14 protein-coding genes are annotated in these 13,499 nt (G+C 55.5%); 12 read left to right on the top strand and 2 right to left on the bottom strand.

Translation table 11 applies throughout. The annotated features are described in order from the left end of the window. Window positions 1-18: 18 nt before the first annotated feature. Window positions 19-630 carry a DNA-binding protein gene (locus A3L09_RS10075; protein ID WP_232473532.1) on the bottom strand — a complete coding sequence of 204 codons (612 nt, stop codon included), beginning with the start codon at window positions 628-630 and terminating at the stop codon, window positions 19-21. 70 nt (window positions 631-700) lie between these two features. Between A3L09_RS10075 and speB the strand changes: the two genes are divergently transcribed. After that, window positions 701-1,564, top strand: a complete 864-nt coding sequence (gene speB / locus A3L09_RS10070) for an agmatinase (protein WP_088858826.1) — start codon at window positions 701-703, stop codon at window positions 1,562-1,564. Between the two features lie 5 nt (window positions 1,565-1,569). Here the strand turns inward: speB and A3L09_RS10065 are convergent, their stop codons facing one another. Next, entirely contained in the window at window positions 1,570-2,040 is a 471-nt protein-coding gene (locus A3L09_RS10065; protein ID WP_088858825.1) for a hypothetical protein, read from the bottom strand. 75 nt (window positions 2,041-2,115) lie between these two features. On the opposite strand from A3L09_RS10065, the gene A3L09_RS10060 reads away from it, so the two are divergent. From A3L09_RS10060 to A3L09_RS10010, 11 genes are all read left to right on the top strand, one after another. Continuing rightward, the gene (locus A3L09_RS10060; protein ID WP_088858824.1) at window positions 2,116-3,837 is read left to right on the top strand and encodes a chloride channel protein; all 1,722 of its coding nucleotides are present in this window, start codon (window positions 2,116-2,118) and stop codon (window positions 3,835-3,837) included. 9 nt (window positions 3,838-3,846) lie between these two features. After that, the gene (locus tag A3L09_RS10055) at window positions 3,847-5,112 is read left to right on the top strand and encodes a TIGR00375 family protein (protein WP_088858823.1); all 1,266 of its coding nucleotides are present in this window, start codon (window positions 3,847-3,849) and stop codon (window positions 5,110-5,112) included. Between the two features lies 1 nt (window position 5,113). Then, on the top strand, window positions 5,114-6,034 hold the full coding sequence (locus A3L09_RS10050) for a thiamine-phosphate kinase (protein WP_088858822.1): 921 nt from the start codon (window positions 5,114-5,116) through the stop codon (window positions 6,032-6,034). Between the two features lie 57 nt (window positions 6,035-6,091). After that, window positions 6,092-6,481: an ArsR/SmtB family transcription factor gene (locus A3L09_RS10045; RefSeq protein ID WP_088858821.1), complete on the top strand. Its 390-nt coding sequence runs from the start codon at window positions 6,092-6,094 to the stop codon at window positions 6,479-6,481. After that, window positions 6,478-6,759, top strand: a complete 282-nt coding sequence (locus tag A3L09_RS10040; protein WP_088858820.1) for a nucleotide pyrophosphohydrolase — start codon at window positions 6,478-6,480, stop codon at window positions 6,757-6,759. Before A3L09_RS10045 ends, A3L09_RS10040 begins: the two co-directional genes overlap by 4 nt. Before the next feature lie 104 nt (window positions 6,760-6,863). Next, a complete protein-coding gene (locus A3L09_RS10035) occupies window positions 6,864-7,742 on the top strand; it encodes a lysylphosphatidylglycerol synthase transmembrane domain-containing protein (RefSeq protein WP_088858819.1) in 879 nt (292 codons plus the stop codon). After that, window positions 7,718-8,944: a glycosyltransferase family 4 protein gene (locus tag A3L09_RS10030; RefSeq protein ID WP_088858818.1), complete on the top strand. Its 1,227-nt coding sequence runs from the start codon at window positions 7,718-7,720 to the stop codon at window positions 8,942-8,944. The genes A3L09_RS10035 and A3L09_RS10030 overlap by 25 nt, the downstream gene beginning before the upstream one ends. Continuing rightward, window positions 8,941-9,663: a polysaccharide deacetylase family protein gene (locus tag A3L09_RS10025; protein WP_088858817.1), complete on the top strand. Its 723-nt coding sequence runs from the start codon at window positions 8,941-8,943 to the stop codon at window positions 9,661-9,663. The genes A3L09_RS10030 and A3L09_RS10025 overlap by 4 nt, the downstream gene beginning before the upstream one ends. A gap of 23 nt (window positions 9,664-9,686) precedes the next feature. Then, on the top strand, window positions 9,687-10,736 hold the full coding sequence (gene amrS, locus A3L09_RS10020) for an AmmeMemoRadiSam system radical SAM enzyme (RefSeq protein ID WP_088858816.1): 1,050 nt from the start codon (window positions 9,687-9,689) through the stop codon (window positions 10,734-10,736). Beyond that, window positions 10,736-11,539: a hypothetical protein gene (locus tag A3L09_RS10015; RefSeq protein WP_232473531.1), complete on the top strand. Its 804-nt coding sequence runs from the start codon at window positions 10,736-10,738 to the stop codon at window positions 11,537-11,539. Before amrS ends, A3L09_RS10015 begins: the two co-directional genes overlap by 1 nt. Window positions 11,540-11,610: 71 nt before the next feature. Further along, complete coding sequence (locus A3L09_RS10010) at window positions 11,611-13,476, top strand: S-layer protein (RefSeq protein ID WP_232473530.1); 1,866 nt, start codon at window positions 11,611-11,613, stop codon at window positions 13,474-13,476. Window positions 13,477-13,499: the final 23 nt, after the last annotated feature.

Genomic DNA, 13,499 nt, shown 5'->3' with positions numbered 1-13,499 from the left:
ACCCCCCGGTAAGTTGCCTCAGATGTACCCCCTCTCGTCCTCCTTGACGGCCTTTTTGAGCTCCGATAGAAGGGCCTCGGCCTCTTTCTTCTCCATCCCCACCTTCTTCGTGAGGAACTCGACTATCTCCCTCTCGCTGGCGCCGTTCTGCATCCTCTCAATGACCATCAGGGCCAGCCTCTCGAATATCATCTCTTGGAACTCCTGGGTCAAACCTAGGGACTCCATGAGGACGTTCATTCCGACGAGGAGAGCGGTTAATGCATCGTTGAACTCCTCCTTTCCAAGGGTTTTCTCATCGAGATCAACGCGGAGGGTTATCTCGTCGTTCATCCCGCTGAGGGTGAACTTCAGGAGGTTCATGCGCTCGTTCAGAACCAGGAGTGTGTGATAAACTTTCACCTTGTCCTCGAGTCTCATGGCTATCGTCTCCACGCCGGAGGGAACCGCTAGTCTAACGAAGCCGTCCAGGAAGAGAACGTTCAGGAGAAACGGTATCTTTGGGTGCTCGGCTACGTAGTGGTTTTCTCCTTCCTCCTTAACGTTCCAAGGGAGGTCAACTATGTCCTCCGCCCCCTCACTCCCGTTCCTCAGCCACTCGAGAACCTGTTCCTTCGTCACGTTGGTCACCGTAAAACCTACGCTCTTCAACTACAAAAACCTTTTTTACCCGTTGTCTCTTCTGGGGCCGGGTGAGAACATGGAGTTCCTCTACACGTACGATACTCTCAAACTTGAGTTCCCGCTTACTGAGCCGGAGAATGCTAGGTTCGTCATCACGGGCGTTCCCTTCGACGGAACGACCAGCTTCAAGCCCGGCGCGCGCTTCGGTCCAACTCTCATAAGGCACGCGACGCTGAACCTTGAGAGCTATATCCTCGACTACGGCATTGACATAGCGGAGCTCCCGATAGCTGATATAGGCGATGTCGCGGTCGTCGCTGGGGATCCGAGGAAGACGGCGGACAGGGTTAGAGAGACCATTGAGGAGCTTAAGAGGGCAAATCCGGATGCCATTCCAGTTCTCCTCGGCGGCGAGCACTCGCAGACCCTCGGAGCCGTTGAAGCGCTGAAGCCGGCAAGCTACGTCGTCTTCGACGCCCACCTCGACCTCCGCGATTCCTACGAGGACAACTCCTACAACCACGCCTGCGTTGCGAGGAGGATAAGCGAGCTTGGGGTTAAGGAGGCCATGTTCGGAATAAGGAGCGGCACGAAGGATGAAGTGGAGTACGCGGAGGAAAATGGAATCATGTGGGTTCACGCGAGGGACTACGACTTCGACGCGTTCGTTGACCTGGTGAAGCCCCTTCCAGAGCCGGTTTACCTCTCGGTCGACATAGATGCCTTCGATCTCCCGCTCGTGCCTTCGACTGGAACACCGGAAGCGGGTGGCTTGAGGTTCTGGGACGTCATTGAGGCGATAGAGTGGCTCGTTGAGAACAAGAGGATAGCCGGCTTCGACATAATGGAGGTTGCCGGTGAGAACCTGGGCGATCCAACGGCGCTGACTGCTGCGAAGCTGCTCTTCTACTTCATGGGGGCAGTGGGGAGAAGGACGTGAGGGCGTCAGCCGAAGAACGCCCCCATCATGTCCATCTGCTCCTCACTCATTCCCTTTATCTGGAACTCTGGCATCTCCCCTTTCAGCTTCTCGTACTCTTCACCGGTTATCTCCTTTGCCTCCCCTTTCTCGACGATGTAGAACATCCCGTAGTCGGGGTCGCGGTACGCAACTAGAAACTTCTCCACCTCTATGTCGTCGAAGCTCACAAATATGACGTTTCCCCCGGTGTAGGGCCTCTTGCACTTGAAGGGGAAGCTCGATGAGTTCAGCATCGCATCCCCAAGTGCCTGGTTGGCCCTCTCGCCGTTTATCTCGGTCCAGAACTTCCTCCCCTCGAAGTCGCCCTCGACGACGATAAGGAACCTGCTCCCGTCCAGCTCGGCTAGAGGGGCCCCGTTCTCGGCCAGTATCCTGAAGAGCTCGCCTATAGTCTCGGCTTCCCTGAGTTTTGCAACGAATCCTTCAACCTTCATGTTTTCACCGGAGGGAATTCGGGGAGGGCCTATAAAAGCTTAAGCTTTATTATCCCCGAGGTCAAACTCTATTCGATGGAACTGGAAAACGGAAACTACATCAAGAGGTGGGGTGTGGTAATAGGGTTCTCCATCTTCGCGGGCCTAGTGGGTGGATTGGGGGCCGTGGTTTTCAGGGTCATGATATCGTTCGTTCACGATCTTTTCTTCGGGAGGATTCTTCGGGTATTTGCCTACAGGGCAGGAGGCCTCAACTTTGGGTACGTTTTTCTCCCGACTCTTGGTGCGCTTATCGTCTCCATCTTTGTAGCTAAATACCCGGATATAAAGGGGAACGGGATCCCGGAGGTTATTGAAGCCGTTATCTTTAAGGGAGGCAACATCCCGGGGAGCTTCGCTGCCATAAAAATAATCGCAACGGCGATAACCATAGGCTCCGGGGGCAGTGTGGGGCGTGAAGGGCCGATAGGATTCATAGGTGCTTCACTCACCTCGATGCTTGCCCGGTGGTTCAACCTCTCGAGGGACATGAAGAAGCTCCTGGTCACCTGCGGCCTGGCGGCGGGAATAGCGGGAACGTTCAACACCCCCTTGGCAGGCGCAATGTTCGCCCTTGAGGTCGTTTATATGGGGGCCTTTTCAATAAACCTGGTTCCGATATTCATCGCCTCTGTGACGGGCAACGCGGTCACTCTCGCCGTTCTAAAAAGGGCCGTGGAGATAGATATACCCGGTGGAATCGGGCATACCCTTCCAGAGCTGCCGTTTTTCTTCCTCTTGGGGCTTTTTTTGGGTGTTCTTGCAGCTTTCTACGCCCGGTTTCTCTATTGGGTGGTGGACAGGTTCTCGGAATCCAAACTGCCGGAGGCTTTAAAACCTGTCCTGGGTGGCTTTGGCGTTGGAGTGCTCGGAATGTTCTTTCCAGCTTACGGAATATTCGGAATCGGCTACGAGGGTATGAAAATGGCCTTTTACGGAGAACTTGCAGTTGGCATCCTCCTGACCTTGGCCGCGGTGAAGATGCTGACCACGGCCCTTACCGTGGGTTCGGGTCAGAGCGGTGGAGTTTTCGCTCCGAGCCTTTACATAGGAACCATGTTCGGTGCCGCATTTGGAGAGATAGTTAAGCTTGCCTTCCCCTTTCTCCAGGCAAATCCCACAGTCTACGCCCTCGCGGGCATGGCGGCGTTCTTCAGCGGCATGACCCAAGCCCCGATAACGCAGATCCTCATGGTTACTGAACTGACCAGGAGCTATGCCGTTCTCCCTGCGGTTATGACCTCTGCTACAATGGGCTTTCTCACAGCTAGGTTCTTCCTTCGTGGTGAGTCCATCTACACCCTTAAGCTCATCAGGAAGGGGTACCGTGTTAAAACCGGAAAGCCCGTTATACTGGAGACGATCTCCGTTGCAGAGATAATGACCCGAGAAGTCGTTTATGTACGGGAGAGCATGACGCTCTTCGAGGTTGAGCACCTCATAGGAGAAACTGGTCATGACTGCTTCCCCGTGGTCAACGATGACATGGAGGTCATAGGAATAATCGGGATCAAGGACATACTCAAGAAGCCCGGCTCGCTGAAGCGAATGAACGTGCGCCGTTTCTTGAGAAGGGCATACGGCATCACTTATCCAACTGAGACAGCCGAACTCGCGTTTGAAAAGCTCATGGCCTACGACCAGAACCTTCTCCCGGTGGTGGAGAGCCCCGCAAACCGGAGGCTCATCGGTGTGGTGACCAAAAGGGACATATACCGCGCCTACTACCGGGGCCTTGAGGGAATGTACATAGAATGAGGTGGTTCCATGCAGGTTGATGCCGATCTCCACATACACTCGCGCTACTCAAAGGCCGTCTCGAAGGCAATGACGATACCGAATCTTGCGGAGAACGCGCGCTTCAAGGGGCTGGGCATAGTCGGAACGGGCGACATACTCAACCCCAAATGGGAAGAGGAACTTCTCAAACACGCTGGAAAGGTTGATGAAGGCACCTACGAGAGGAGCGGCGTTAGGTTTCTGCTCACGACGGAGGTCGAGGACAGCAGAAGGGTTCACCACGTTCTCATCTTTCCGGGTATAGAAGCGGTCCGCGGGATGAGGGAGAGATTGAGGCCGTATTCTGCGGATATTGAAACCGAGGGAAGACCCCACCTCAGCCTTTCGGCGGCAGAGATTGCAGATTTGGCCAACGAGCTCGACGTTTTAATCGGTCCCGCCCACGCTTTTACCCCCTGGACTAGCCTCTACAAGGAGTACGACTCTTTGAAAGAGGCCTACGATGGGGCGAAAATCCAGTTCCTCGAGCTGGGCCTCTCGGCTGACAGCGGGATGGCGGATAAAATCAAGGCCCACCACAAACTAACCTACCTGAGCAACAGCGACGCACACTCTCCAATGCCCCACCGCCTTGGTAGGGAGTTCAACCGCTTTGAGGTCGAGGATGCCACCTTCGAGGAGGTGCGGAAGGCCATTCTGAAGCGCGGCGGGAGGAGAATAGTCCTCAACGCCGGTTTAGATCCGAGGCTCGGGAAGTACCACCTGACAGCTTGCTCCCGCTGCTACACGAAGTACACGCTGGGGGAGGCAAGGGCCTTCAAATGGAAGTGCCCGAAGTGCGGCGGGAGGATAAAGAAGGGCGTGAAGGACAGGATCCTTGAGCTCGCCGATACCGAGGAGAGGCCGAAGGAGAGGCCGCCCTACCTCCACCTCGCCCCGCTCGCGGAGATAATAGGGATGGTCATTGGGAAGGGAGTGGAAACCAAGTCCGTTAGAATAATCTGGGAGCGCTTTTTGAGGGAGTTCGGGAGCGAAATAAGGGTTCTGGTTGATGCGCCCCTGGAGGCTCTTGCCGAGATTCACGAGGATGTGGCGAAGGCGGTGTGGGCATACAGAGAGGGCAAGCTCATCGTCATCCCCGGCGGAGGAGGTAAGTACGGCGAGATTAGGCTCCCGGAGGAGATAAGAACGGCTAAGATTGAAGAGCTTGAGAGCATCGAAGTCAAGGTGGAGAACGAGGACTACAAGCCGAAGCAGACGAGTTTGATGAGGTTCCTTAAGGCGGGTGAGTGAAATGAGGGAATCCGAGATAATCGAGCTCTTCCTCAAGCACCTGAAAAATCAGGGCGACCTTCCCCTTGGAGACGATGCCGGAGCGCTGAGGATCGGCGATGAGTGGCTCGTAGCGACGAACGACATGCTCGTTAGGAAGACGGACGTTCCGGATATAATGACGCCGGAGCAGGTCGGCTTTAAATCTGTCACCATGAACGTGAGCGATGTGGCAGCTATGGGAGCCAGGCCCCTTGGCTTTCTCTTCTCCCTCGGCGTTCCCCGCGATGTGGGTGAGGAGTATCTGGAGGGAATTGCAAAGGGGATAAGGGAAGCGCTCGAATTCTATAGCCTTCCAGTTCTGAGCGCCGACACCAACGAAGCCGACGATTTGATAATAGACGGCATCGCCCTTGGGATGACGAAAAAACTCCTCACGCGCTCCGGCGCGAAGCCCGGAGACCTCGTCTGCGTTACCGGCGACCTCGGACGGGCTCTCGCTGGATACCTCGTGTGGAGGCACGGTCTTGAAGTTCCGGGGGATGTAAGGGAGTCGCTTTACGAGAAGTTCCTCTCCCCAAAGGCGAGGGTCATGGAGGGAGTTCTCCTCAGCGGTGTGGCCAACGCGGCCATAGACGTAAGCGACGGCCTTTCCAAGGAGCTGGGTTTGATAGCTAAGATGAGCGGCGTTGGGATTGAGGTGAGGTCTGCGAGCCTGCCGATCAGGAAAGAGGTTTTTGAGGTGGCCCGGCTCGTGGGGATGGATCCCGTTGATATCGCCCTCGCCAGCGGTGAAGAGTTCGAGCTGGTCTTTACAATTCCCCCAGGGGAGATCAAAGGACTGAGCTTTGATTTCACCGTGATCGGGAGGGTGACCGAGGGAAGTGGCCTCTACCTTGACGGCAGGCCCATGGAGCCAAAGGGGTGGGAGCACTTAATATGAGTTTCAAATGAAAATTTTTAAATAGCGGGGATGCGCTTTTATTCTGGGTGAGTCGTTATGAAAGTCAAAGAGCTCATGGATAAGCTTCCCGACAGGCAGAGGAAGAGTGTGGAGGGCTGTCTTGAAAAGTGCAATTTGATCGATCTCGATGAGGAAATACCAGTTGAGATCCCGAGGGACGTTGTTGAGTTCTCCAAGGTTATAGCCAACCCGATAAGGATGGGTATCCTCAAGATGCTCAGGGACCGCTGGCTCTGCGTCTGCCTCATCGCGAAAGCCCTGAACCAGGATCAGACCCTCATCAGCCACCACCTCCGCACGCTGAAGCTCCTGGACCTCCTGGAAGAGAAAAGGGAGGGGAAGCTCCGCTTCTACAGGGTTAACCGGGAAGTACTGGAGCGCTACATGAAGGCCCTTTCGTCTGAGCTCCTCGGTGATGGCGTGTGAAGGGTCAGAGGGAAGTGGACGCCCTGATAAGATCCATGGGTGGCTACTGGAAGCCTTTTGAGATGCTGGCGGCCCTCACCGAGGAAGTGGGTGAACTGGCGGATGTCATGCTTGCCCTGGAGGGCGTTAAGGGCCGTGCCGGAAAAGAACGGCTTGAGGAAGAGCTCGGCGATGTCCTCTTCGCCCTCTCCTGCATAGCCAACTACTACGGGATCGATCTTGACGAAGCCCTTGGAAAAACCCTGGAGAAGTACAGGGAGAGGGATCTGGGCGGTTGATTCTCTTTTCATTTCGATGGGCATGGAAGAAAAGTTTATAATCCCGCCGTCTATTACCCACAAGGTGAGGAAAGGTTGAGAACGCCTGTGGGGGTTAAAAATTGATGATTGGCGGTATTTTAGAGGAAGGCCGTAATTACCTCCTTGTTCTCGGGCGCGTTTCCCTGCCGTACTTCCTTCTGGCTATCTTTGTGTACTACTTCAGCGTTCTCATATACGCTATTAGGTGGAAGCTCGTTCTGAGGGGAATGGGAAAGGACGTCCCATTCTTCGAGCTCGTTAAATCGATCCTGGCGTCGATCTTCATGAACAACATAACCCCCATGAGCCGCAGCGGCGGCGAGATACTGAGGATAGCCTGGATAAGTAGGAGGGGCGGTGTTCCATTTGGGCTCTCCACGATGAGCGTCGTCTACGAGCGCATCCTGGAGACCGTTCCAGTCTTCGTCCTGTTTTTAGTGGGGATGCTGTACTTCTCTTCGATGCCCGGGGTGCTGTTCGTCCTGGGGGTCGTTGCCGTAGCGCTCATATGGATCAGGTGGGAGGACTTCGTCAGGATATCCCTGCGCGTCTTTAAGGCCTCCGTGGACGAGGAGGAGATGGAGAAGATCCTCTCTCTCAGGCGCTCCCACAACATAACCCTGGGGGGAATCCTCCTAAGCTCTTCGATATGGCTCCTCGACGTCGTCCGCCTTAAACTCATAACCCTCGCCTTTGGTCTCCACTTGAGCCTTCCGCTGATAGTCGTCGTATCCATAGCCAACCTCCTGCTCGGCTTGGTGGCCCTCACTCCGGGTGGGGTTGGAATAGTGGAGGGCGGTCTTGTGGGAACGCTCACCCACTTCGGTCTTCCAATAACCCTCGCAGTCTCCGTAACCCTCGTGGAGCGCTTTATATCCTATGTACTCAGCACCATCGTGGGGTTCGTAGTACTGCTGACCTCGGGGGGAAGAGAGGTATGGAGAGCCTTAAAATCGCCATAGCGAGCGACTGGTTTTTTCCTAAAATCGGAGGGATTGAGACTCACATGGACGAGCTCGCCCGCAACCTTCTCGCGGCCGGGCACGAGCCCTACGTCATAACCCATGATTACAGACACATGGGGCCCTACGAAGACGGGTTCCCCTACCCCGTTAAGAGGTTCCACTCATCGATATACCTGAAGAGCTACCACATAAGCCTGAGTCCCTCCCAGCTCTGGAAGATAAACCAGTTCTACAAGGAGATCCGCTTCGATATAACCCACGTCCACAGCATATACTCCCCTTTTTCGATAGCCGTGGCGAACCTCTCCAGGGGTATCCGCGACGTTCCAGTGGTTGCGACCAACCACTCTTTCTACGGCGATCCAAAGGCTGATCCCATAATAGGCCCGATGCTAAGGTACTACCTCAGGAGAGTTGATTCGTTCGTCGCCGTCAGCACCCCCGTGGCCAGAGACACCAAGCGGCTCCTCGGGAAAAGGCTTAACGGAAGGCCGGTCATCGTGGTTCCCAACGGTATAGATACGGAGAAGTGGCGTCCCCCAGAGCCGGAGGAGAGGGAAAACGCCAGAAGAGCCCTCGGCCTCGCAGATGAGATAGTTCTCTTCTACACCGGCAGGATGACTGAGAGGAAGCAGGCCCACAGGCTCCCGTTCATAGTGTCCAAGGCTCTAGAGGTCTCGGGTGTTCCCAGAGAAAAGATCAGACTCGTCGCCGTTGGCAACGGGGAGATGAGGGCCAAATTCGAGGAGAACCTGAGGAGAACCAATCTGATGGGGAGAACCCTCCTCTTCGACTTCGTTCCCAGGGACAGACTCATAGAGTTCTATTGGGCCGCCGACATCGTTCTGATGCCCGGTATTCTGGAAGCGTTCCCAATGGTCGGCCTTGAGGCTTCCGCAACAGGAAGGATGATAGTCGGGAGGAACGAGAGCGGCCTCTCAGATCTTATCCTGGACGGGACAACGGGCTTCCTCGGGGACAGCGAGGGGGAGGTTGCCCAGAAGCTCGGGGAAGTCCTTACAAACCCCGAGATCATCGAGAAGATGGGCAGAGAGGCCAGGAAGCGCGTTGTGGAGGAGTTTTCGTGGGACGTGGTGCTGAAGAGGATCCTCGAAGTTTACAGGGCCACCATTGAAGCGAGCGATGGGGTGGACAAGAGGTATCTCCTCTACAAGCTCTGGAGGAGGGTTTCGGGATGATCGTTTCAATAACCTTCGACGTTGAGCACGACTGCCCTCCCTACCTCACAACAACGAGGGGTATGGAAGAGGGCCTTCCGAGGCTTCTTGACCTGATGGCTGAGAAGAAGGTTAAGGCCACTTTCTTCTTTACCGCGGAGATGGCGAGGCGCTTTCCGGAGCTGGTGAAGCGCGTTGTGGACGAGGGGCACGAGCTCGGGAGCCACAACTACAACCACGAGAGGCTGGACAAGCTGACTAAGGACGAGGGGAGTAAGGTCATCGGGAAGTCCCTCCGGGTTCTCAGGGAGTTCGGCGACGTTGTATCTTTCCGCGCTCCCAACCTCCAGTTCCCGGATTACTACTACGGCGTTCTCGAGAGGAACGGCGTTCTCGTTGATTCATCAAAGGCCACCTACAAGGGGTACAAGAAGGGCGTGAGGTTCTTTGGGGAGGTCCTCGAGGTTCCTGCCTCGACAACGAGCTCTGTAATAAGGCTCCCTTGGAGGCTTCAGAGCCTCATCCACTCCCGTCTCAAGGAGCCGAGGATCTACTTCGCACACCCCTGGGAGTTCGTGCCGATGCAGAAGGAGAAGATCAGATGGGACTGCAAATTCAACACCGGCGACAGGGCCGTGGAACTCCTCGGGATGCTGATAGACCACTACAAGTCCATGGGCGCTAGGTTCCTGACGATGAGGGAGTACTACGATCTCTACGGAAACCTTAAACGTGAGTGAGCCGACTTTTTTATGGTGATACCATGCGTGAGGCAGCCTGGTGGGAGCCGCTGGATGGAGGGAGGGTTCGCTGTAGGCTCTGCCCCCTCAACTGCATAATCGAAGAGGGCCATCGCGGCTCCTGCAGGATACGGAAGAACATCGGTGGAAAACTCTACACCCTCAACTACGGTAAGGTCTCCGCCATAGGTGCGGATCCCGTGGAGAAGAAGCCGCTCTTTCACTTCTGGCCCGGCTCCTGTGCCTTCTCGATAGCGACGGTCGGTTGCAACATGCACTGCAAGCACTGCCAGAACTGGGAGATAAGCCAGAGCGACGAGGACTTTCCCTACCTCCACGACATGACGCCAGAAATGGTGGTCGCGATGGCCAAGCGCTACGGCTGCGAGAGCATAGCCTACACCTACAACGAGCCGGTTATATGGTACGAGTTCGTCCTCGACACAGCGAAGCTCGCCAGGAAGGAGGGCCTCTACAACCTCATGATAACCAACGGCTACATAAACGAGGAGCCTTTCAGGGAGCTCGCACCTTACATCGATGCAATGAACATCGACATCAAGGCCTTCGATGACAGGTTCTACATGACGATAGCGAGCGTCCCGAGTGGAGAGCCGAGCAGGAGAACCGCGGTGATAGCTAAGAAAGAATTTGGAATCCACGTCGAGCTCACTTATTTGATAATCCCAACCCTCAACGATAAGGAGGATGAGATCCGCGCCTTCGCCAGATGGGTCGTTGAGAACCTCGGCGACGACACCCCCGTTCACTTCTCGCGCTTCTTCCCCCACTACAAGCTTGGCAACCTGCCGCCGACGCCGATTGAGACCGTTGAGATGGCATACAGGGTAGCCAGGGAGGAGGGCCTGAAGTTCGTCTACGTTGGCAACGTGCCCGGTCACGAGGGTGAAAACACGTACTGTCCCAGCTGTGGAAAGCCAGTGATAAAGAGGTGGGCCTTCGAGATAACCGATTACCATATCACGCCTGAGGGGAAGTGCGAGTACTGCGGCGAAAAACTTCCAGTGGTGGGAACGTACCGGAGAAAGTCCTACCCAGGGATGTGGTGGTGATGGTTGGGGCGGTTTTATACGTTGAGGCCCTTGGAAGGACCCGGCTGGCCGTTGAGGAGAGGGTGAAGAAGACTAAGGAGGGCCTTGAAGGATCTGGACTCCGGGTAAAGTACGTTGACGTTGGGGAGGTCATAGAGGACGAGGCCATGGATCCCCTCAGGTTCTCGGCCCTTCTTGAGGCGGGGGTTGAGGGGACACTGGAGGAGGTATTCACTGCCGTTGTGGCCTATGCCCCAACCCTCGTTGAGATCCTGAGTCCCGGCCGGCTGGAGATCGATAGGAGTGCCCTTGAAAGCCTCCTCCTCGGGATCCGGGACGAGGTGTTGCTGAGGATGAAGGAGCTGGGCGCTTCCCCAGTGGTTCCCGATGTCCGCGAAGTCCCCTCCCCTCCAATAGGATTTGACGAGGAGGAGCTCTGGGAGATCATCTACCAGGGAAGGGGCATTCTCTACGGTGTTTCCATATCAATGAAGGCCCCTGACAAGAAGACGGCGGGGGATCTTGTTTCAAGGTTGCTCCTTGTTGAGGGTTGCGGCATAAACTCCCTTAACGTGATGGAGGCCGGGAATGGTCTCTTCAACGTCGATATCGAGGCGGTGTCCTCCTTCGAATCCATGGTCTCCCTGGTTGCGAGGTACCTTCCTAGACGGCTGGAGATCATGGAGCCGGAGGTGATCGACGTAACCGCCGCCGAGCTCCAGAACTCCCTGAGCGACCTGGGTGCTTTCCTCAACTCCCTCCTCATGGGAGAAGATTTTGAAAAGGCCTACGAGAGGGACACCTTTTCCTTTAAACTGGCCTGAATGAAAGTCGAAAAGTATATGAGGATGGAAGAAAAGAAAAACATGACTCAGGATAATAAGGGGGTATGATGATGAAGGGCTTCATGAAAGCGCTCGCCCTCCTCATGGGCGTTGTCTTTTTGCTCTCAACTGCCGGAGCTTCCGCAGGTTCAAACTACATGGTTCCAACCGGGCTCAAGGACATAAGCACGGTTCCCCGGAGCTTTTTCGTTAATCCAGATGGGACCCCAAACGTGAAGATAGTCGTCGGGAGCTATGCTAGGGCTGAGGACGTCGCCAGCGCCGCGGACATAGCGGCCGCCCTCGGCAGTATCCTCTACAAGGAGGAAGAGGCCAAAGACATAGCCGTCAAGCTCAGGAAGGCCAGTGAAACCGACGTCGTGCTCCAGCAGGTTGTATACCGCTACGACTACGACACCATGACCATCGACCACAACCTCCCATACAACAGCGGCCTGATTAACTGGTCCAAGTCCTACGATGAGCTTCCCGCGGATTACTGGTACAACGGTGCCGGCTACACAACCAATTACACCACTTGGGCGAGCTCGTTCTCGGCCCAGTTCAAGGTTAAGGTGGGGGATTCTGTCAACGGGAACTACCTCTACGGCTGGGACATAGATATAAAAGGCCTCTCCCTCAGCCCCATTGATCCGGCGGACTGGGATGGTACGGCCCCCCCAAAGCAGGCAGACATAAAGATACCCTCGAGGGGGATATCGGTTTCCGTTGACTACACCCTGTACAACTACACAGTCGTTAAGGACGAGATCGTGAGGGAGGCCTACCCTGAGTGGGGTGTGCCCGAGGAGAGGAACGTAACAACTGAGAGCAGAATAGGGAACTCCGCCGCCGTTGAAAAGGACAACGGAACCATCGTCGGCGTTATAAGTCCCGGAGTTGCGGCAGGAGACGAGTTCACCCTCCTCGGAATCAAGTACCACGTCTTTTCCGTTGGTGCCAACAGCTTCACCGCGGGTGAAGTTCTAGGGACCGGCTGGTTCGCCCAGAACGAGAGCAAGATGCTGGGCAACAGCAGGTGGAAGATAACCCTCATAGGAGCCAATCCGCTTGAGGAATCTGCCATCGTAACCGTTGTCGACACCAAGACGGGGGAGATCTACGGCCCGGCGGTTCTCAAGCTCGGAGAGCCCACAAACGTCGTTGTCAGCGGCGACACCATCGAGCTTCAGCTGAAGCTTGAAGCCCTCTCAGAGAACCTAATCCTTGGAAAGATCGCCCAGATAAGCGGTTATGGGGACATAAAGACGTACTCCAGCGGGACGGAGGTTGACTACGGCGGACAGAGATGGCTTATGAGCGTTGACTCTGATGGCCAGTACATAAAGGGAATAGCCCTCACAAACGAGGACGAGCTGGTTGGGAACCCGCTGAATATTCTCAACATCTACACAATCGAGTACTCCTTCGAGATGAAGTCCCTCAACGAGAAGGACGTTGAGTTCGACATAAACAGGGACGGCTCCATAACGGACACCAGCTACGTGGTTGCAAAGGCCACCATCACGATACTGGAGAACAACCCGAAGGTGAACGAGCTCGTGCTTTCGGTGGGCGATAAAGTGCCGGGAACCGACTACGTTGTGGCCGGATTCGATGGTGTTAAGAACCTGGTGATCCGCACCCCCACCCAGCCTCTTACCCTCCTAGACACCGAGGTCAACTTTGCCAGCTCCGGCTCCAACTACATCCTCGTTGGTTCAAACAGAGCCAACCTGTTGACCTCCATGATCTTCGGCCGCTACCACCTTCCGACCGACTTCAGGGTCTGGTTTGGAGAATACCCTGTTCTCGGGTACATCCCGAAGTGCGATCTCCTGGGTGGTAAGGGAGTCATAATAGTCGCGGGAGCAACTCCGGAGGCGACTAGGAAGGCCGCCACCATACTAATGCAGTACATAGCTGGTCTCTCATAACCTCTTTTCTTTTCCTTTGGTGG

This window comes from Thermococcus profundus (genome assembly GCF_002214585.1).
GTDB lineage: Archaea > Methanobacteriota_B > Thermococci > Thermococcales > Thermococcaceae > Thermococcus > Thermococcus profundus.
The sequence above is the reverse complement of the archived record's forward strand: the minus strand, read 5'-3'. Positions and strand labels throughout refer to the sequence as shown.